General features: G+C 69.2%; 17 protein-coding genes. 9 read left to right on the top strand and 8 right to left on the bottom strand.

The features are described 5' to 3' along the window. Nucleotides 1-2: 2 nt before the first annotated feature. From K343_RS0101490 to K343_RS0101465, 6 genes are all read right to left on the bottom strand, one after another. Nucleotides 3-1,319, bottom strand: a complete 1,317-nt coding sequence (locus K343_RS0101490; protein WP_028006567.1) for an NAD(P)/FAD-dependent oxidoreductase — start codon at nt 1,317-1,319, stop codon at nt 3-5. A 37-nt stretch (nt 1,320-1,356) separates the two neighbouring features. Then, nucleotides 1,357-2,751: an aminotransferase family protein gene (locus K343_RS0101485; protein WP_028006566.1), complete on the bottom strand. Its 1,395-nt coding sequence runs from the start codon at nt 2,749-2,751 to the stop codon at nt 1,357-1,359. A gap of 81 nt (nt 2,752-2,832) precedes the next feature. Next, nucleotides 2,833-3,876, bottom strand: a complete 1,044-nt coding sequence (locus K343_RS20370) for a D-cysteine desulfhydrase family protein (protein WP_051277816.1) — start codon at nt 3,874-3,876, stop codon at nt 2,833-2,835. Between the two features lie 8 nt (nt 3,877-3,884). Further along, complete coding sequence (locus tag K343_RS0101475) at nt 3,885-4,226, bottom strand: 5-carboxymethyl-2-hydroxymuconate Delta-isomerase (protein WP_028006565.1); 342 nt, start codon at nt 4,224-4,226, stop codon at nt 3,885-3,887. Between the two features lie 2 nt (nt 4,227-4,228). Further along, on the bottom strand, nt 4,229-5,632 hold the full coding sequence (locus tag K343_RS0101470) for an aldehyde dehydrogenase family protein (protein WP_028006564.1): 1,404 nt from the start codon (nt 5,630-5,632) through the stop codon (nt 4,229-4,231). 502 nt (nt 5,633-6,134) lie between these two features. Continuing rightward, nucleotides 6,135-6,977 carry an IclR family transcriptional regulator domain-containing protein gene (locus tag K343_RS0101465; RefSeq protein WP_028006563.1) on the bottom strand — a complete coding sequence of 281 codons (843 nt, stop codon included), beginning with the start codon at nt 6,975-6,977 and terminating at the stop codon, nt 6,135-6,137. Between the two features lie 204 nt (nt 6,978-7,181). On the opposite strand from K343_RS0101465, the gene K343_RS0101460 reads away from it, so the two are divergent. The 7 genes from K343_RS0101460 to pcaDC are packed head-to-tail and all read left to right on the top strand — an operon-like array spanning nt 7,182 to nt 13,638. After that, nucleotides 7,182-7,865 carry a 3-oxoacid CoA-transferase subunit A gene (locus tag K343_RS0101460; RefSeq protein ID WP_028006562.1) on the top strand — a complete coding sequence of 228 codons (684 nt, stop codon included), beginning with the start codon at nt 7,182-7,184 and terminating at the stop codon, nt 7,863-7,865. A 10-nt stretch (nt 7,866-7,875) separates the two neighbouring features. Then, nucleotides 7,876-8,538 carry a 3-oxoacid CoA-transferase subunit B gene (locus K343_RS0101455; protein ID WP_028006561.1) on the top strand — a complete coding sequence of 221 codons (663 nt, stop codon included), beginning with the start codon at nt 7,876-7,878 and terminating at the stop codon, nt 8,536-8,538. Between the two features lie 5 nt (nt 8,539-8,543). Further along, nucleotides 8,544-9,752: a 3-oxoadipyl-CoA thiolase gene (gene pcaF, locus K343_RS0101450; RefSeq protein ID WP_028006560.1), complete on the top strand. Its 1,209-nt coding sequence runs from the start codon at nt 8,544-8,546 to the stop codon at nt 9,750-9,752. A 57-nt stretch (nt 9,753-9,809) separates the two neighbouring features. After that, the gene (gene pcaH / locus K343_RS0101445) at nt 9,810-10,526 is read left to right on the top strand and encodes a protocatechuate 3,4-dioxygenase subunit beta (protein ID WP_028006559.1); all 717 of its coding nucleotides are present in this window, start codon (nt 9,810-9,812) and stop codon (nt 10,524-10,526) included. 1 nt (nt 10,527) lies between these two features. Beyond that, on the top strand, nt 10,528-11,055 hold the full coding sequence (pcaG, locus tag K343_RS0101440; protein WP_028006558.1) for a protocatechuate 3,4-dioxygenase subunit alpha: 528 nt from the start codon (nt 10,528-10,530) through the stop codon (nt 11,053-11,055). A gap of 25 nt (nt 11,056-11,080) precedes the next feature. Then, nucleotides 11,081-12,442 (top strand): 3-carboxy-cis,cis-muconate cycloisomerase, encoded by a 1,362-nt coding sequence (locus tag K343_RS0101435; RefSeq protein ID WP_028006557.1) that lies wholly within the window; start codon nt 11,081-11,083, stop codon nt 12,440-12,442. Further along, nucleotides 12,442-13,638 carry a bifunctional 3-oxoadipate enol-lactonase/4-carboxymuconolactone decarboxylase PcaDC gene (pcaDC, locus tag K343_RS0101430; protein ID WP_028006556.1) on the top strand — a complete coding sequence of 399 codons (1,197 nt, stop codon included), beginning with the start codon at nt 12,442-12,444 and terminating at the stop codon, nt 13,636-13,638. Before K343_RS0101435 ends, pcaDC begins: the two co-directional genes overlap by 1 nt. Nucleotides 13,639-13,882: 244 nt before the next feature. Here pcaDC and K343_RS25250 read toward each other — a convergent pair whose 3' ends face one another. Continuing rightward, nucleotides 13,883-14,302 (bottom strand): integrase core domain-containing protein, encoded by a 420-nt coding sequence (locus K343_RS25250; RefSeq protein WP_366514343.1) that lies wholly within the window; start codon nt 14,300-14,302, stop codon nt 13,883-13,885. A 248-nt stretch (nt 14,303-14,550) separates the two neighbouring features. On the opposite strand from K343_RS25250, the gene K343_RS0101425 reads away from it, so the two are divergent. Continuing rightward, a complete protein-coding gene (locus K343_RS0101425) occupies nt 14,551-15,102 on the top strand; it encodes a hypothetical protein (protein ID WP_028006555.1) in 552 nt (183 codons plus the stop codon). Nucleotides 15,103-15,411: 309 nt separating this feature from the next. Next, nucleotides 15,412-18,372, top strand: a complete 2,961-nt coding sequence (locus K343_RS20360) for a sensor histidine kinase (RefSeq protein WP_161628843.1) — start codon at nt 15,412-15,414, stop codon at nt 18,370-18,372. A gap of 8 nt (nt 18,373-18,380) precedes the next feature. On the opposite strand, the gene K343_RS0101415 is transcribed toward K343_RS20360, so the two are convergent. After that, nucleotides 18,381-19,421, bottom strand: coding sequence for an AraC family transcriptional regulator (locus K343_RS0101415; protein ID WP_028006554.1), 1,041 nt, complete (start codon nt 19,419-19,421; stop codon nt 18,381-18,383). Nucleotides 19,422-19,530: the final 109 nt, after the last annotated feature.

The raw sequence follows: 19,530 nt of genomic DNA, 5'->3' as shown, positions 1-19,530 counted from the left end.
CGTCAGCCGCGTACCGAGAAGCTGCTGTCCTTGTTGATCGCGCGCAGGCGGGAGAACGTGCCAATGCTGAAGCGATAGCCGGTGTAACGGCCGGTGAAGCTCAGCGGATCGGCATCGTGATCGTGGCCCTGCTCGCAGGCGTCGATCAGCACCGACATCAGCTCGCCGACCACGCCGGCGTTCTTGAACTGATGGCCGCTGGTACCGACCGCCATGTAGAAGCCCTTGAGGTCGGACTTGTCGTACAGCGGCACCCAGTCGTCGGCGACGTCGTAGAGCGACACCACACCCTGCGCCTTGCCGGGGATCGGCAGGTCAGGAATGCGCTTGGCGGCGCGGTAGACCTGTGTATTCCACTGGCTTTCGGTGAACTCAGTGTTGAAGTTGTCCGGATCGTCCACCCAGGTCTGCGAATCGCAGGGCGGATCGCCCGAACCGACGGTCAGCTTGGCGCCGGTCTCGGGACGGAAGTACTGATACAGGTCGCCATCCGAGGTCATCACGCCGTACTTTCCGAAGTCGAAGTTCGGCGGGCTCGGCAGGTGATGCACTTCGCGGCGCAGTGCGCGTGTCCCGATCGACATGCCCTTGTCGACGCCGGCGAGCTTGTTGACGATCGACGAGTACGGACCGGCGGCATTGACCACGACGTCCGCGTCGATGCGCGTACCGTCTTCGAGTTCCACGCCGAGCACACGCTCATCGTCGCGCAGGATCGCCGTCACGCGCTTGCCCAGCACGAAGCTGCCGCCGCTGGCTTCCACCGCGCGGCGCAGGTTGTGCGTCGCCAGCTGCGGATCGCCGATATAGCCGGCCTCCGGCGTGAACACGCCGCCGTACATCATCCGATCGCCGCTGGGCTCGTCAAAGAAATGCGGGTCATCCAGCGCCACCGCCGGCCCCATCAGGCGCAGGTCGAACAGCGGCAGACGGTGACGGATCGTTTCCAGATCCCACTCGGCAAACGGAATGCCGAGCTTTTTGTAGAACTGCAAGACCGACGCGCGATCCTCGGCCGTGCTGCGCAGCATCAGATGACCGCACTGGTGATAGCGGGCCAGACCGCGCTCGTCGTCCTTGCCGACGAACTGCTCCCAGTACTTCCAGTAGTGATAGCCCTCGTAAGCCAGCATCACCGTTTCCGGCAGCGAGTACGAGAAGCGCACGACGGCGCAGGAGTGGCTGGTGCTGCCGTAGCCGACTTCCGGATTCTTGTCGACGTTGACGGTCTGGTAGCCCTTGCGCCGCAACTGCAGGGCGATCGCACAACCGATGACACCGGCACCGATGATGACGGTTTTGCGGGATGTTTTTTGCATGTTCGAATCTCTGCGGCGCCAGCGGCGCCTTGCGTGATCAGTGCAGCGGGATGCCCATTTCCTTGGAGAACCAGACGATGGTCTTCTCCATGGCATCGACGATGGTTTCGACTTCCTTCTTGCCGGCGCACAGCGGCGGCCCGAACTCGACGACCTGGAAGGTGCGCGCCAGCACGCCGAACTCGCGCAGCTTGGCGGTCACGCGCGGCGCCATCAGCGCCTCGGGCGCGAACATCGCACGCGTCTTCTTGTCCTGGACCAGCTCGACCGCGGTCAGCAGGCCGAGGCCGCGAACGTCGCCGACGATCGCGTACTTGCGCAGCTCGTTGAGGCCTTCGAGCAGATAGGCGCCCATGTCGGCCGAGTTCTGCACCATGCCCTCGGTTTCCATGATCTCGATGTTCTTCAGCGCCGCCGCCGCCGCGGTCGCGTGGCCGCCGAAGCTGATGACGTGATTCAGGCCCGACTCGCGGCCGCTCGCGTTGTCGAACTTGGCGGCGATGCGGCTGCTGGCGATCGCCGCGCCCATCGGCGCATAGCCGCTGGTCAGGCCCTTGGCAGTCGTGATGATGTCCGGCTGCACGCCCCAGTGCTCGATCGCGAACATCTTGCCGGTGCGGCCGAAGCCGTTGATGACCTCGTCGATGATCAGCACGATGCCGTACTTGTCGGCGATCTCGCGCAGCATCTGCAGGTATTCCTTCGGCGCCGGATAAATGCTTGCCGACGCCGGCACCGGCTCGGCGATGATCGCCGCGATCGTGTCCGGACCTTCATGCACGATCGCCTTCTCGATCATGCTCGCGCACAGGATGCCGCAGCCCGGATGGCTGAGCTTGTAATCGCAGCGGTAGCAGTTGTGCGACGGCAGCTGCACGACGCCCGGCACCAGCGGCGCGAAGATCTTGCTGTTGAAGTCGTGGCTCGCGCCGCTGATGCTCATCGCGTAGAAGCTCGAACCATGGTACGAGCCGCGGCGGCTGATCACCTTCGTGCGCTTCTTGTCGCCGTTGAGCCAGTGGTACTGCTTGGCGATCTTCAGCGCGGTCTCGACCGACTCGGTACCGCCCGAGGTGAAGAAGCAGCGGCTCAGGTCGCCAGGCGCGATCTGCGAAAGCTTGGTCGCGAGCTTGATGGTCGACGGCGCCGCGAAGTTGTACGGCGTCACGTAAGCCAGCTGCGCGGCCTGTTCGGCCATTGCCTGCGCGACTTCCTTGCGGCCATGGCCGATATTGGTGACGAATGCGCCACCCGACAGCGCGTCCAGATAGGTCTGGCCGTGGTTGTCGGTGAGGTAGCAGCCTTCGCCCTTCTCGAAGATCATCATGCCGCCCGGCTGGCGCAGGGCCGCCGGCGCCGTGGCATGGAACCAGATGTGATCCAGCGCCTCCTGTTCGAGCGGGGTGCGCGGGGTCGGTTCGTATGCGTTCATTTCACGGTCTCCTGCCTGGGCGCCCCGGTTCACGGCGGCGCTGAGGTTGGTGGTAGCAAAGAAAAAAGGGGTCGGAATCCTTCAGCCGGCCAGCGTGTTCGGCACGCCGAGTGCCTGCGGATCGTAGGCGAACAGCGCAGGCCAGCCGCCGGTATGCAGGAAAACGACCGTCTGGTCGGCGCCGATCTCGCCGCTGCGGATCATGTCGATGACGCCGTGCATGCACTTGCCCGAATAGACGGGGTCGAGCAGCACGCCTTCGGTCTCCGCGACGAGGCGGATCGCGTCGGTGCCGCCCTGCGTGGGCTCACCGTAGCCGGCACCGAGGTATTCATCGCGAATCAGCAGGTCGTCGGCGGTCGGTACGCGTTCGAGGCCGATGCGCTCGGCGGCGACGGCCGCTTCCACCGGCACCTTCTCGAGCAGGAACTCGCGCGTACGGCTGACGCTGATGCCGAGCACGCGGTACGGCGCCTCGAGGTTCAGCGCGCCGAGCATCAGGCCCGAGTACGTGCCGCCCGAGCCGATCGGCACCGCGAGGTAGTCCGGGCGGATGCCCAGCTCATCGAACTGCGTCAGCATTTCATGCGTGGCGTTGACGTAACCGGCCATGCCCTCCGGGCCGGAGCCGCCGAGCGGCACGACGAACGGGCGCCTTCCCTCGCGCTGCAGGCGCTCGACGACGTTCTGCACCGAATTGCCGAAGTCCCAGCGCACGACCGTGTCGACCAGCGTGACCTTGGCACCGAACAGCTGATCGAGCAGCAGGTTGCCGGCGACCGGCCGCGGCTCACCAGGCACGCCGCCGAGCACGAGCTCGACGCGCAGGCCGAGTCTCGCACCCATCGCCGCCGAGATGCGTGCGAGGTTCGACTGGAAGCCGCCGCTGACCACCAGCGTGTCGGCCCCCTCCTCGATCGCGCGCGCCAGCACGAATTCGAGCTTGCGAACCTTGTTGCCGCCGAGTCCGGCGCCGGTCAGGTCATCGCGCTTGAAGAAGATGCGCGGCCCCTTGAGCGCGGCGCTCAGGTTCGCAGCCTCTTCGAGCGGCGTCGGCAGCGGGGCCAGGCGGATGCGGGGGAATCCCGCACCGATGATCTCGTCCGCCGTTCCGTTGAAATCCATGAGCAGGCTCAAAGCAACCTCTTTCGGTAGGACTGCGCGTCCATGTCGACGATCTCGACGCTGATGCTGTGCACCGACGTGAGATACGCCGCGAGACGCTCGCGCAGCAGACTCGACAGCTGCAGCTTCTGTTCGGCATTGCGTCCGGCCAGCAGCCGCACGCTCAGATGCACGAAACTGTCGCCGCCATCGAGCAGTTTGAAATGGGAATAAGCGATCGCGCGCAGCTTGATGTCCGCGCGCGCCATCACGCCGGATTCGGCGGCGGCGTCGCCGGCGAGCTCAAGCACGCGGTCGATGTCGACGCTGCGCTCGAGTCCCGCCGAGTACTCGACGATCAGGTGCGGCATGTTCAGCTCTTCGGGACGATGCGCGTCTGCAGGCGCGTGAAAGCCTGCAGGCCGGCGACGCCGTTCTCGGCGCCGATGCCCGACAGCTTCTGTCCGCTGATCGGCGCCTGCGGCACGATCATGAGATGCGCGTTGACCCAGGACGTGCCGCAGACCAGGCGGTCGGCGATCTCGGCCGCGCGTGTCGCGTCGGCGCTCCACACCGAGCCGCCGAGTCCGAGCGGGCTGTCGTTGGCACGCGCCACCGCGTCATCAATGTCGGAGAAGCGCAGCACCGGCAGTGCCGGGCCGAACTGCTCCTCGGCGACGAGACGGGCGCTGTCCGGCAGCCCGGTGACGATCGCCGGCGCGATGAAGTAGCCGGTATCGCCGATGCGGGTACCGCCACACAGCACCGTGCCGCCTTCGCTCTTCGCACTATCGATCAGGCCGAGCACGCGACTGAACTGCGCGTGGTTATTGATCGGACCGTAGTCGATGCCCTCGGCCATGCCGTCGCCGACGCGCGCTGCCGTCGCCAGCGCGACCAGTTCAGCGACGAATGCATCGTGGATGCTGTCGTGCACGTAGACGCGCTTGATCGCCGTGCAGACCTGACCGCTGTTCTCGAAAGCTGCGGTGAACACCTTCTGCGCGACCTTCTTGACGTCGACATCGCCGAGCACGATCGCCGCATCGTTGCCGCCGAGCTCCAGCGTGATGCGCTTCAGCTCATGCGCCGCGGCCGCGGCCACCGAGCGACCGGCGGCGACCGAGCCGGTCAGCGACAGCTTCTGGATACCCGGATGCGCGGTCAGGCGTCGGCCCAGCTCGTCGCCGCCGGAGACGATATTGAGCACGCCGGCCGGGATGCGCTCGCGCAGCAGTTCGCCGAGCCGCAACGTCGCCAGCGGCGTGTACGGCGACGGCTTCAGCACCACCGTATTGCCGGCGAGCATCGCCGGCGCGAACTTGCCGACCGCCGAAATCACCGGGTAATTCCACGGCACGATGGCACCGACCACGCCGATCGGCTTGTGGCGCAACTCGACGCGCACCATCTCGTCATCGCGGATGATCTCGACCGGCAGATCGAGCGTCGCCGTATAGCGCAGCCACGCGGCCGAGCCCATCAGCTCGCGCGTCGCCTTCGGCAGCGGCTTGCCCTGCTCCAGCACCAGCAGCCTGGCGAGTTCGTCGATGTTGGCGACCAGCAGATCGGCGCAATCGAGCAGCAGCTGGCGACGGGCTTCGATGGGCGTCGCGCTCCAGGCCGGCAGCGCCGCCTGGGCCGCGGCGACAGCCTCATTCAGGTTCTCGGCGGAGCAGTCCGGCACGTTGGCGATCACCGCTTCGGTGGCCGGATTGACGACTTCAAAGGAAGCCTCCCCCGTCACCGCGCGCCCACCGATAAGCATTGCAAGCATTCAGGCACTCCTGCGATCAGACAAGTGGCACCGGCATCTCGATTCATGCCGCGTGTCAGCGTTGGAAGTTCTAAATACGAACATCTGTTCATATACTATAACTTCTACCGGGCGATGTAAACGCCGTGAGAGGCGCCTTGCGGGCTTTCCGCCGGGCATCGCGCACATAACAAATGAACGCAGCACATAAAGAGGACGTGACGTGATGAAACCGGGCTCGCCCCGTAGCGGGGTCGACGTCCCATACGGCGAAGGCCGGCACGGCGCGAAGCGCGCGCCAACGCGCTCGGCCCGGCCCGGACGGGCGGCGCGGCGGCCGCGTTCGACGACGCCCGAATGCGTCAGGGATTGGCGGCGCGAAGATCGGCGCCGCCTGCGCGCTGCGTCGATCGCGGGGCGACAGCCGGCGCGCGGAGGACGCGCCGCGATGAAGGCTTGCGCCTCGCCATCGCAAGCCGCGTCCCGAGTCGGCCGGAACAACAGCCTCGCCGGAGGCTCAGGCTCAGGCGAGCAAAGACAGTTCCTGGGCAGCCGCGCGCAATTCGAGCAGGAAGATTTGCGTCAGGTCGCGCAGCGGCACCCGCGCCGCTTGCGTCCCTGCATTGATCGATGCCACGACGCGTCCGTCGCGATCAAATACGGGAACGGCGATCGAGCGCAGGCCGAGTTCCAGTTCCTGATCGACGATCGCGTAGCCGGCGCGCCGCACGCCGGCGAGCAGCTCGCGCAGCTTGTCGGGGGACGTCACCGTGCGTGTCGTGCGCGGCAGCAATGCGGTCCGCAACAGATAGCGCTCGAGCTCGTCCGGCGGCAGATGTGCGAGCAGCGTGCGCCCCATCGAGGTGCAGTAGGCCGGCAGCCGCGTGCCGACATACAACGCAATCGACATGATACGCGTGGTTTCGGCACGGGCCTGGTAATACACCTCGCCGCCATCGAGCACCGCCAGCGAGCAGGATTCGTGCAAGCGATCGCGGCAGCGGTCGAGCAAGGGCTGCGCGGCCGTGGCCAGCGGCCTCGACGAAAGATGGGAAAAGCCCAGACTCAGGACTTTGGGGCGCAAGGCATAGAGTCCGTTCTCCTCGGCAACGTAGCCGAGTTCACGCAAGGTATAGAGACAGCGACGTGCCGCGGCGCGCGGAATGCCGGTCGCCGCGCTGACCTGCGAAACGCTCAGGGCGCGCTGGCGCACATCGAACGCCTGCAGCACGGCAAGCCCGCGCGCCAGCGACGCCATGAAGCTCGGATCACCGCGATACGCGCCGATTTCCGCCGCCGCAGTCTTGCGCGCATCGCCCGCCCTCGCCTGCCTCGTGGCCTGACGCGCCCGAATCTTCGTCCGCATGCCTTTTTCCCGTGTGCCCGCGCAGCTGTCCGATTATCGCACCGAATTTCGATTAACGATCTTGAGCCGTGTGCCCCTGCACCGTACCGTTCGAGCCGTTCACGCGCCGACGATGGAGCGCTGAGCCCGTCAAACCCACCGCAGCGACGAACGACGTTCGCGCGCCTGCGATTCCGTGTCGGCGCACCCAAAGGAGAGGCTGACTTGATCGACAAAAGCGCCGCAACACCGCAGGCGGCAGTCGCCGACGTCTTCGACGGCGCGCGCATCATGATCGGCGGCTTCGGCACGGCCGGCATGCCGGATCAGCTGATCGATGCGCTGATCGCGCACGGCGCAAAGGACCTGACGATCATCAACAACAACGCCGGCAACGGCGAGACCGGCCTGGCCGCGCTGCTCAAAGCACGGCGCGTACGCAAGATCGTCTGTTCGTTTCCGCGCCAGACCGACTCGCATCATTTCGACACGCTGTACCGCGCCGGCGAGATCGAACTCGAACTGGTACCGCAGGGCAATCTCGCCGCACGCATCCAGGCCGCCGGCGCCGGCCTCGGCGCGATCTTCACCCCGACCGGCTACGGCACCCTGCTCGCCGACGGCAAGGAAACGCGTGAGATCGCCGGCCGGCACTACGTACTCGAATACCCCCTGCATGCCGACTTCGCGCTGATCAAAGCCCACCGCGGCGATCGCTGGGGCAACCTCGTCTACCGCAAGACGGCGCGCAACTTCGGGCCGATCATGGCGATGGCGGCCAAATGCACGATCGCCCAGGTCGGCGAGATCGTGCCGCTCGGCGCACTCGATCCGGAAGCGGTCATCACGCCCGGCATCTTCGTGCAGCGCGTCGTCGCCACCGGCGATGCGCGGCGCGCCGCCGCCTAAGGAGCGAAGCATGAACAGGCTCGATCGCGAACAGATGGCGGCACGCGTCGCCCGCGACATTCCGGAAGGCGCGTATGTGAATCTCGGCATCGGCTTGCCGACGACCGTCGCCAACTTCCTGCCGGCCGACCGGGAAATCTTCCTGCAGAGCGAGAACGGCCTGCTCGGCATGGGTCCTGCGCCAGCGAAGGGCGACGAAGATCCGGAGCTGATCAATGCCGGCAAACAGCCGGTCACCTTGCTCGCCGGCGGCTGCTATTTCCATCACGGCGACTCGTTCGCAATGATGCGCGGCGGCCACCTCGACATTTGCGTGCTCGGCGCGTTCCAGGTCTCGGAGCGCGGCGATCTCGCCAACTGGCACACTGGCGCAGCGGATGCGATTCCGGCCGTCGGCGGCGCGATGGACCTGGCGATCGGCGCCAAGCAGGTCTTCGTGATGATGGAACTGCTGAACAAATCCGGCGACAGCAAGCTGGTCGCCGAATGCACGTATCCGCTGACCGGCCTGCGCTGCGTGTCGCGCGTCTACACCGATCTCGCGGTCTTCGATCTCGGGCCGGACGGCGCCGGCATCATCGAGATGGTCGACGGCCTGTCGCTCGAAACGCTGCGCAAGCTGACCGGCCTCGCCCTGCGCGACGGCCGCGCGAGCGCCTGCATCCCGGAGTGATGGCGATGACCGAAGCCTATATCTGCGACACCGTGCGCACCCCGATCGGCCGCTACGGCGGCGTGCTCGCCGGCCTGCGTGCCGACGATCTCGGCGCGCTGCCGCTGCAAGCCCTGCTCGCGCGCAATCCCGGACTGGACCCGGCCGCGATCGAGGATGTGTTCTACGGCTGCGCCAATCAGTCCGGCGAGGACAATCGCAACGTCGCACGGATGAGCGCCCTGCTCGCCGGCCTGCCGGTGACGGTGCCCGGCGTGACCCTGAACCGCCTCTGCGCGTCGGGTCTCGAAGCGGTCGCCGCCGCGGCGCGGGCGATCCGGGCCGGCGACATGCAGCTGGCGATCGCCGGCGGCGTCGAATCGATGACGCGCGCCCCTTTCGTCATCGGCAAGGCCGACGGCCCGTTCGGCCGCGGCCAGATGATGGAAGACACGACGATGGGCTGGCGCTTCATCAATCCGAAGATGAAGGCGCGCTACGGCGTCGAAACGATGCCGCAGACCGGCGAGAACGTCGCCAGGGACTTCGGCATTTCGCGCGACGATCAGGACGCTTTCGCGCTGCGCAGCCAGCAGCGTGCCGCTGCCGCGCAGGCGAACGGCTACTTCGCCGCGGAGATCGTCGGCGTCGACGTTCCGGGCCGCAGGAAAGGCGAAAGCGTGCGCGTCGAGCGCGACGAGCATCCGCGCGCCGATACCACGCTCGACGCGCTCGCCCGGCTGAAACCCTTGTTCGGCCCCGAGGCGACCGTGACCGCCGGCAACGCCTCCGGCATCAACGACGGTGCGGCGGCGCTGATCGTTGCCAGCGAGGCTGCCGCGAAGCGGTACGGCCTGCGGCCGCGGGCACGCATCCTCGGCGCCGCCAGCGCCGGCGTCGAGCCGCGCCTGATGGGCATCGGCCCGGTGCCGGCGACCCGCAAGCTGCTGGCGTCACTGCAGCTGACGATCGACGCCTTCGACGCCATCGAGCTCAACGAGGCCTTCGCCAGCCAGTCGCTTGCCGTGCTGCGCGAGCTCGGCCTCGCCGACGACGCCGCGCACGTCAACGCCAACGGCGGCGCGATCGCGCTCGGTCATCCGCTCGGCATGAGCGGCGCGCGCCTCGCACTGACGCTGGTCCATCAGCTGGAGAAGACCGGCGGTCGCCGCGGTCTGGCGACGCTGTGCATCGGCGTCGGCCAGGGCCTGGCGCTGGCCGTCGAACGCGTCTGAATCATCATTGCCGCTACCGGGTTCCGCAGCCTGGCAGCGCTCACTGAGGAGAACCTTATGTCACAAGAGCAGGACGAAGTGCGCGGCTACCGCAAGCCGTTCTGGAACACGCAGCCGGACTACATCTTCGAGCCGTATGCGTCGACCGTGCTGCGCGGTCCGACGCAGGTCCCGATCCGGATCCCGAGCACGCTGTCCGAGGTGAGCGGCCCGCGCTTCTCGCGCGACATCCTCGGCAGCGCCGAGGATGATCTGACGGTCGGCAACGGCGGCGCGCCGCAGGGCGAACGCATCATCGTCAGCGGCCGCGTCCTCGACGAGAATGGCCGCCCGGTGCGCAACACGCTGGTCGAGGTCTGGCAGGCCAATGCCGCCGGCCGCTACCAGCATGCGCGCGACATGCATGACGCGCCGCTCGATCCGCACTTCTCCGGCGAAGGCCGTGTCTTTACCGACGAACACGGCCGCTACCGCTTCAAGACCATCAAGCCGGGCGCCTATCCCTGGCGCAACCACTACAACGCCTGGCGCCCCGCACACATCCACTTCTCGCTGTTCGGCGAAGCGTTCGCGCAGCGCCTGGTGACGCAAATGTATTTTCCAGGCGATCCGCTGCTGGAGATCGATCCGATCTACCGGGCGACCGCCGACGAGCACGCGCGCCGCCGCCTCGTATCGACGCTCGACTGGGAGAACTGCGCGTCCGAGTATGCGCTCGCCTACCGTTTCGACATCGTCCTGCGCGGCCGCCTCGAAACGCCGTGGGAGCAGTGAAATGAGCTTTCAGCAATCTGCATCGCAGACCGTCGGCCCTTACTTCATCATCGGCCTGCGCAACGGCGTGAAGACCGATCTCGCCGGCGACGCACCCGATGCCGTGGTGATCCGCGGCCAGGTGTTCGACGGCCTCGGCGCGCCGGTGCCCGACGGCGTTCTCGAATTCTGGCAGGCCGATGCGCGGGGCTGCTATGCCGAAAACGGCGACTGGGGTTTCGCGCGCGTGCCGCTCGACGCCGACGGCCGTTTCGAGCTTCGCACCGTCAGGCCGGGCGCCGTGGCCGGACCACAAGGCGCGCCGCAGGCGCCGCATCTGCTGGTCAACGTCTTCATGCGCGGACTGCTGAAGCACGCTTGCACGAGAATCTATTTCGACGACGAGCCGCGCAACGCGCAGGACCCGATCCTGGCGCTGGTCCCGAGCGAACGCAGATCGACGCTGCTGGCGGTGCGCAGCGACGACGGATCGTACCGCTGGGACGTGCACATGCAGGGCGCCCGCGAAACCGCATTCCTGAGCTACTGAGCAAGGCCTTGGCCATAATCGGCGCATGAGCACGATCGATTCCTCGCCGCTGCTGGAACGCCTGTTCTCGGACGAGGCGCAGCTGCACGCCTTCTCGGACCGCCAGCGCGTCGCCGCGATGCTGCACTTCGAGGCCGCGCTGGCGCGGGCGCTGGCGCGCTGCGGGCTGATCCCGGACACGGCCGTGCCGGCGATCGAAGCGCAGTGCAGCACCGAGTTCTACGACTTCGCCGCGATCGGCGCCGCCGCGCGGCAGGCCGGCAACCTCGCGATCCCGCTGGTCAAGGCACTGACCGAGCGCGTCCGCCAGCAGGACGCCGAGGCCTCGCGCTGGGTGCACTGGGGCGCCACCAGCCAGGACGTGATCGACACCGGGCTGATCCTGCAGTTGCGAGAGGCCTGGACGCCGATCGAATCGACCTTGACGCGCGCGATCGACGCGACGGCGGTGCTGACCGAACGGCATCGCGACAGCGTCATGGCCGGACGCACCTGGTTGCAGCAGGCGGTGCCGATCAGCTTCGGGCTGAAGACGGCCGGCTGGCTGGATGCGCTGCTGCGCCATCGCGAACGATTGCGGCAACTGCCGGCACGCCTGTTCGTGCTGCAGTTCGGCGGCGCGGCCGGCACGCTGGCGTCGCTCGGCCCGCAGGCCGACGCCGCGAGCGCAGCACTGGCCGCGGAACTGCAACTGGCGCGGCCGGACCTGCCGTGGCATGCGCACCGCGACCGCCTGGTCGAAGCCGCCGCGCTGCTCGGGCTGCTGACGGGAACGCTCGGCAAGATCGCGCGCGACCTGTCGCTGATGATGCAGACGGAAATCGGCGAGGTCTGCGAACCCGCGGCGCCCGGCCGCGGCGGCTCTTCGGCGATGCCGCACAAGCGCAATCCGGTCGGCTGCTCGATCGCCCTCGCCGCCGCAACGCGGGTGCCGCAACTGCTCGCGACGCTCTACGCCGCGATGCCGCAGGAACACGAGCGCGGGCTTGGCAACTGGCCGGCGGAATGGGCCACGCTGCCGGAGATCGTCCGGCTTAGCGGCGGAGCGCTGACAGCCATGGAAGAGGTGCTGCGCGGCCTCGAGGTCGACACGGCGCGCATGCGCGAGAACCTCGACGCCAGCCTGGGCTTGCCGTACGCGGAACGCGTGTCGATGCAACTGGCCGCTACGCTCGGCAAGGAGCAGGCGCATCGTCTGGTGGAGCAGGCAGCCAGACGGGCCGCCGCGGCGCGGCGCCCGCTGCGCGACGAGCTCGCCGCCGATGCCGCCGTCAACGGCGTGCTCACCGCCGAAACCCTGGACGAGCTGTTCGCGCCGCGCGCGGCGCTGGGCGAAAGCGCGAACTTCGTCGCACGCGTGCTGGCGCGATACCACGAGAGGAACTGATGCCCCATCTGCTCGCCAACGGCGTCCACCTGCACTATCGCCTCGACGGGCCTGAAGACGCTCCCGTCCTGGTGCTCTCCAACTCGCTCGGGACCACGCTGTCGATGTGGGACGCGCAGATGCCGGCACTGGCCCGGCACTTTCGCGTCCTGCGCTACGACCTGCGCGGGCATGGGGCTTCCGATGCACCGCCGGGCGATTACAGCGTCGAACAACTGGGTCGCGATGTGCTGGGCCTGCTCGACGCGCTCGGCCTGGAGCGCGTGCATTTCTGCGGCCTGTCGATCGGCGGCCTTACTGGCCAATGGCTGGGCCTGCACGCGCCTCAACGCCTGCTGCGCCTGATCGTCTGCAACACCGCCGCCAAAATCGGCGCCGCCGACGGATGGAATGCGCGCATCGCGCAAGTACGTACCAGCGGCATGGCCGACGTCGCCGCCGGCGCGGTCGCGCGCTGGTTTACGCCGGCGTTCGTCACGCGCGAACCGGAGGCGGTTGCGGCCGTGCGCGCGCAGCTGCTGCAGACGCCGCCCGACGGCTATATCGGCGGCTGCGCCGCCGTGCGCGACGCCGACTTTCGCGGCGCGCTGGCGATGCTGAGGGTTCCGCTGCTGGTGATCGCCGGCCGCCAGGACCCCGTCACCACCGTCGCCGATGGCCGGGCAATCGCAGCGACCGTGGCAAACGGCCGGCTGATCGAACTGTCCGCCGCCCATCTGTCCAACATCGAGGCCAGAGCGTCCTTCGATGCCGCCGTGCTGGACTTCCTCGGTGTCGACTGCGTGCAGCATCTGCACGAGGACGAACGCTACGCCATCGGGCTGCAGCGTCGCCGCGAAGTGCTCGGCGACGCGCATGTCGATCGCGCCTTGCGCCGGACCGATGCGCTGACCGCCGAGTTCCAGGACTACATCACGCGCAACGCCTGGGGCGCGGTGTGGACGCGTGGCGGCCTGCCGGGCCATACACGCTCGCTGCTGACGATCGCCATGCTGCTGGCGCTCGGACACGACGGCGAACTGAAGCTCCATCTCGACGCGGCCCGGAACAACGGCGTGACCCGCGACGAGATCAAGGAGCTGCTGCTGCAGGCGGCGATCTATTGCGGCGTACCCGCCGCCAACCATGCGTTTGCCCTCGCGGCCGAAGTCTTCGCCGGACAAGATGCCAAGGCAGGGGCTCCGCCCTCGCCATAAGCCGGCCCCGGGCGCTCGACTTAATCCCGCGGACGAACCCGCGGCCGGGCCGCTGCACCCTAGGCTGGCACACCGGGAGCCTGCTCATCGCGCCGGTCAACGGCGACACGCCGTCGGTCCGCCGTCGCCGATGCCCTTGGCGCGGTCGTCGATCCCGACGCCATCGGCGCTTCCCGGCCTGTATCGCCCCGCGCACGGCCTCGCGCCGGAACGCATCGCCAGCCGGTCCGGCGACCCGTCCCCGTTACCGCCCCGGAAGGCGACTGATGGGCGGTTTGCAGCCGAGGGTTGAGTGTCGTCGATGGTGACTGTAGTGATGCCGCCAGTGCGTCAGGCGTGCAGTGCGTTCGGCGCGACGCGCATACGCGCCAGCATCGGCCCATTCGAGTAAGGCGGTCGGCACGAAACGCTCGGCCTCGCCGCTGCTTCTCGGGGTGCAAGGCTTGGTGAAGACATGGCGGATGCCCGCCGCCGGAGCGGCTTGGAGCGACGGGTTGCGCCGTTGTCGGTCATGAGACGCTCGACATGCCCCCGTGCTCGGCAGACCATGCCAGCGCGCGTTCCAGAAAGCCCCCGTGGCGGCTCTTCGCTCATCAACGAGCGGTTCGGGACGACAGGCGGCTATGGTCGTCCGCGACCCGCTGCAGGACCTCCCGGCTGGCACCGCGCGTGTGGCCGCACCGATCGCCGCTGGTGCGATGTCCGACAGCCTGCGCCTGCGGCGTGCAGCCCAGGATCTGTCAACATCCGCCGGCACGCCGGAATTGACCGGCGTCAGGGCGCCGACGCCGTCAGACGCGCCATGGTGCAGGCGGTGCCGCACGACCCTGTTCCAACGAGCAGGAATCGAAAGATGGCGTATGGGGATACGCTCTTCGTGCGGTTCGAGGCCGGTCTGCTGGGGGGACACTCATGAAAGATGCCTTGGCTGGTCCGGCGATCGCGGCAGCGGCGCATCCCGCGCATCGCTACGCGCTCTGGGGAGGCTGCGTGCGCCGGGCGCTGCGCTGCTCGTGGACCGAAGCGAATCCCGCCATTCGCGCCGCATTGCGTTCGCCGGCCGATGTCGCGCGACTGATCCACGCGTACTGGAAGGACGCGCGCGAAGCGGCCACGGTCGGGGAATTCGCGATGCTCGACCTCGACGGCGACCACCAGCTCGAACTGGTGGCGACCCTCGATCGCCACGGTCGCGGTCTTTTCTCGACGTTGATGGTGATCGCGCGCGCCGGCGACAGCCTCTACCGCACCGAGCTGTCGAGCAACGGCCCGCATCTCGGCGGGCTGCGCGAGCGCATCCTCGTCGAGGAGCGCGACGGCGCCATCACGCTGAACCTCGCACGGCGCCTGCCCGGCTGCAGCCGCGACGAGCCGGCCTCGGTCATCACCGTCACCTACCGTTACGACCACGGCGCAATGACGCCGCTGCGCGTCAGCTCCGGTCCGCCGCCGCTACACTCCTGAGCCGGCAGCGCACCGCGCGCCGCCGGCGTCGATGTCCGCTTGCGTCGCCTCGCGTCGAGCGTGCGCCTGATGCGTGCGCGCGCCGGACGACGACGCTATAGTCCGGCCCATCCGTGACTCGCCTGCCGCGCTGAACGCACCCGCCGTTCGGGCGATGGTGCGCGACGCTTCCGCAGCCAGGCTCCCGCATACCCGATGTCGCCGCCGCGTCCGATTCCGCCGATGGGTTCATATCGCGCCGATCGGCCCGGGCCACCGCGCCCGGCACACAGCGGCCGACGGCCGCGCGCGTGGCTCTGGCGCGCGCTGATGCTGGCAACGCTGCTGCTGAACGCCGCGCCCGGCCACGCGCTTGATCCGCAACGCACGCTGCGCGAGCTGTATCACACCGCATGGCGCAACAAGGACGGCGCGCCCGGCGAGATCTTCACGATGGCGCAGTCCGCCGACGGCTATCTGTGGCTCGGCACGCCCACCGGCCTGTTCCGTTTCGACGGCGTGCGCTTCGAGGCGCTGTCCGCGGTCACTGCCGCCGCACTGCCGTCGAACGACATCTACAGCTTGCTGGCGGCACCGGACGGCGGCCTCTGGATCGGCCTCGGCCGGCACGGCGTCGCCCTGCTGCGCGGCCGCAAGCTCGTTCATTACGGCGAAGACCAGGGCTTTGCGGGCGGGCCGGTATACGCGCTGGCGCGCAGCGACGACGGCGCCGTCTGGGCGGCCACGGCACAGGCCCTGCTGCATTTCGACGGCACGACCTGGACGCGCGTCGCGGGCCTGCCGGCCGGCGGCGTGCAGTCGGTGTACGCCGACCGCGGCGGCCGCGTCTGGATCGCCGGCAAGGACCGCATTCTCGTCCGCGCACGCGGTGCCGACCGCTTCGCGGATACCGGCATCGGCGTCGGCACCGTCGCGCAGTTCGCCGAAGCCGGTGATGGCGCGATCTGGATCGCCGAGACCAGCAACGCCGTACGGCCGATCTGGGTGCCGGACGCCGATCAGCCGCCGCCGACGCAGATTCGCGTCGGCTCCAACGCGCTGACCTTCGACCGCGACGGCGCGCTGTGGGCGACGACGCTCGGCGACGGCCTGCGCCGCAGCCCCGCGCCGGCCACGATCCGCGGCCGGCGCGTCGCGCAGTTCGGCCGCGAGGTCGATGCCTACGGCGAGAAAGACGGCCTGAGTGCCGATTTCACGTACTCGATCCTCGAGGACCGCGAAGGCAACGTCTGGATCGGCAGCAGCCGTGGCCTCGACCGCTTCCGCGCCGGTGCCATCGTGCCGGTGCCGCTGCCGTCCGGCTATCACGCGCTGCAACTGGTCGCCGGTGCGCGCGGCAGCGTCTGGATCGGCAGCGCCAGCCGGCCGCTGGCGCAGGTCGACGCGCATGGCGCGCTGCACGATACCGGGCTGCCGTACGGTCTCAACGCCGGCTATCGCGACGCCGACGGCAGCCTCTGGTGGAGCGCCGAACCCGAGATCGTGCGCGTCGATACGCGCGGCCAGACGCGCCTGCGCCTGCCCGACGCCGCGGCCGGAAGCCGCCTGCAGTGGCTCACGCGCGACGGCGCCGGCCGTCTCTGGATCGGCACCTCGGACGCCGGCGTGTTCGTCCGCGACGGCGGCGCCTGGCAGGCGGTCGGCGCCGAGCAGGGATTGGCGGCGGAGCGCGTGCCGATCGCGTACGGCGATCCGGCAGGGCGAGTCTGGCTCGGCCACGGCCGCGATCGTGTCAGCGTGTTCGAGGCCGGGCGCGGCACCACCTACGGCCCCGCGGACGGGCTGGCGGTCGGCGACGTCAGCGTGATCGGCGGCCGACGCCGGATCTGGGTCGGCGGCACCGAGGGCGTCGCGTGGTGGACGCCGCGGGGCTTTCGCCGGCTGCGCGGCGCCGACGAAGCGGCCTTGCGCAACGTCGCCGGCCTCGTCGAAGCCGACGACGGCGCACTGTGGATCGCTGACGCGAACGGCGTTGCGCGCGCGGCCGCGGCCGAACTCGAACGCGCGGAGCGCGATCCCGCATACGCCGTGCCGTTGCGGCGCTTCGATCATCTCGACGGCCTGCCCGGATCGATCCAGCAGGCGTCGATCCACCCCGCGGCGCTGCGCGCCGACGACGGTCGCCTGTGGTTCGCGACGCTCGGCGGCCTGGCGTGGATCGATCCGCAGCGCATTGCACGCGACCCGCTGGCGCCGCAGGTCCTGATCGGCGCGCTGCGCAGCGGCGATCGCACGCATGTCCCGGACGACGGCCTTCGCCTGGCTGCCGGCACGCGCGAACTGCACATCGACTACACCGCGACCAGCCTCGGCATGCCCGAACGCGTGCGCTTCCGCTACCGGCTCGACGGCGTCGACGCCGACTGGCAGGACGCCGGTACGCGCCGGCAGGCCTTCTACACCAACCTCGGACCGGGCCGTTACCGGTTCCGCGTCGTCGCCGCCAATGCCGACGGCGTCTGGAGCCCGGCCGGCGCGGCGCTGTCGTTCTCGATCGCGCCGGCGTTCCATCAGACCGGCGCCTTCTACGCGCTGTGCGCGCTGCTCGCCGCGCTCGCGCTGTGGAGCCTGCACCGCCTGCGCTTGCGTCAAATCACCGGCCGGCTCGGGCAACTGCACCAGGAACGGCTGGTCGAGCGCGAACGCATCGCCCGCGAGTTGCACGACACGCTGCTGCAGAGCGTGCAGGGCCTGATCCTGCGCTTCCACGCCGCTGTCGCGCGGCTGCCGGCGCAGGACGCGACGCGCGCGGCGCTGATCGACGCGCTGGCGCGCGCCGACGACACGCTCGAGGAAGGCCGCGACAAGATCCTCAACCTGCGCGGCAACGGCGAGGCGCAGGACCTCGCCGCCGCGCTCGCGGAACGGGCGCAGGCGCTGGCGCTGGAAGCCGCGCCCGAGGCCTCACCGCGCTTCGAACTGCAGACGAGCGGCACGCCGCACGCGCTGCAGCCGCTGGTCTACGAGGAGCTGCTGCGCATCGGCAGCGAGGCGCTGCGCAATGCCTTCCGGCACGCCGAGGCCGCGCATGTCGAACTGCAGCTCGACTACGGCCGCCGCGCCTTGCGCCTCTGCGTCCGCGACGACGGCCGCGGCATCGACGCGGCCGTGCTGCGCGCCGGCCGCCGCGACGGTCACTGGGGCCTGGTCGGCATGCGCGAGCGCGCCATCCGGCTCAAGGCCCGCTGGACGCTCGATTCCGCAGCCGGCGCCGGCACCAGCGTCGAGATCACCCTGGCGGCGGCACGCGCCTACCGGCGCCACGCCTGAGTCGCGTCTCAGCGGCTGGCGCGCCGCGCCGCGTTCGGCGCGCGGCCGGTCCAGCGCTTGAAGGCGCGGCGGAATTCGCGGCCGTCGCTGAAGCCAAGCTCGGCGCCGATGCCGGCGACCGGCCGCGCCGAACTGCGCAACAGGGCTTCGGCGTGCTCGGCCCGCAGATGGTTGTGCAGCGCGCGGAAGTTCCAGCCGGCATCGGCCAGACGCCGGCGCAGCGTGCGCTCGGAAACGTTGAGCGCGCGCGCCGCGTCGCCGATGCGCACGCCGCTGCCGAGCCGTTCACGCAGCCAGAATTCGAGCGCGGTGACGTGATCGACGGCGCCCGCCTGCCCGCTCTGCTGCGAGCAGAGATTCAAGGCCGAGGCATGCACGGCGGCATTGGCGGTCGCCGGGCGGGCGTGCAGCGCCGCGGCGTCGAAGACGGCGCGGTTGGCCTTCGCGCCGAAGCGGACCGGACAGTCGAATGCCGCTTCGTACAGCGCCGCATACGCCGGCCGCGGATACGTGAACTCCATGCACAGCGGCTGGTAGCCGGTCCCGATCAGCGCCTTGGCAACCTGCTGGCAGCAGAGGAACAGTTCCTCGCAGAAGAATGGCAGCAGATCGGGTTCGGCAAAGCGCTCGCTGGCGACCAGCGCGACCTGCGATGCGCCGGGCTCGACGCGCAGATCCATGAAGCTGCCGGTGACCCCGTGATAGCGGGCGGCGACGGCGAGCACCTCGCCGAGCGTCGGCGCCGACATCAGCGCGAGGCCGAGTACGCCGCAGGAGCTGAGCGTCTCGCGCAGGCCGACCTGCAGACCGAGCGACGGCTCGCCGGTCGCCGCGAGCGCGCGGCGGATCACGGTCGACGCCTGCCGGAACGAGACGCGCGCGTCGGGCTCGTAGCACTGCTGCGGAGCGATCCCGAGGCCGGCGAACCATGGCGCCGGATCCCAGCCGCGCTGCCCCGCCAGATCGATCAGGAAGGTCAGGACGTACGGCGGGATCACCGACGCCGAGTAGCGCGGATCGTTGAGGTGCGGACGGGCGAGCTTGGTCATGGCGCGATTGGCCGGATTGCCCCCCGAGTTTGCCGACTCGGGACCTTTTGCCGCAAGTCGGCGGACAGCGACCATGTGCCATCAGTCGATCCACCGGCGCGCGCTCGTC

Source organism: Solimonas flava DSM 18980 (genome assembly GCF_000426685.1).
GTDB classification, from domain to species: domain Bacteria; phylum Pseudomonadota; class Gammaproteobacteria; order Nevskiales; family Nevskiaceae; genus Solimonas; species Solimonas flava.
This window is presented reverse-complemented; position numbering and strand designations above follow the sequence as displayed.